The organism is Leifsonia sp. SIMBA_070, from assembly GCF_046534635.1.
In the GTDB taxonomy this organism is placed as follows: domain Bacteria; phylum Actinomycetota; class Actinomycetes; order Actinomycetales; family Microbacteriaceae; genus Leifsonia.
In genome coordinates this window covers 1-321 of record NZ_JAWRYK010000114.1, presented here as the reverse complement: position 1 = coordinate 321, position 321 = coordinate 1, and the positions used below count along the sequence as shown (strand labels likewise).

Annotated in this window: 1 protein-coding gene; it reads left to right on the top strand. The window is 64.8% G+C overall.

Annotation, left to right across the window (positions count from 1 at the left end; genetic code table 11):
- Positions 1-321: TCP-1/cpn60 chaperonin family protein (locus tag SB754_RS19645; RefSeq protein ID WP_410784075.1), on the top strand; the 321-nt coding region annotated here is incomplete at both ends.

The window sequence follows — 321 nt, the reverse complement described above, 5'->3', positions numbered from 1 at the left end:
AACCTTGGCGCACAGCTGGCCAAGGAAGTGGCAACCAAGACCAACGATGTTGCCGGCGACGGCACCACCACGGCAACCGTCCTGGCGCAGGCACTGGTCAAGGAAGGCCTGCGCAACGTTGCTGCCGGCGCAGCTCCGGGCCAGCTCAAGCGGGGCATGGAAGTCGCCGTCGAGGCAGTGGCCGCACGGCTGCTGGAAAACGCCAAGGAAGTTGAAGGCAACCAGGTTGCGCACGTCGCTGCCATCTCCGCCCAGAGCATGGAGATTGGCGAACTGCTGGCCAAGGCCTTTGACACCGTCGGCAAGGACGGCGTCATCACC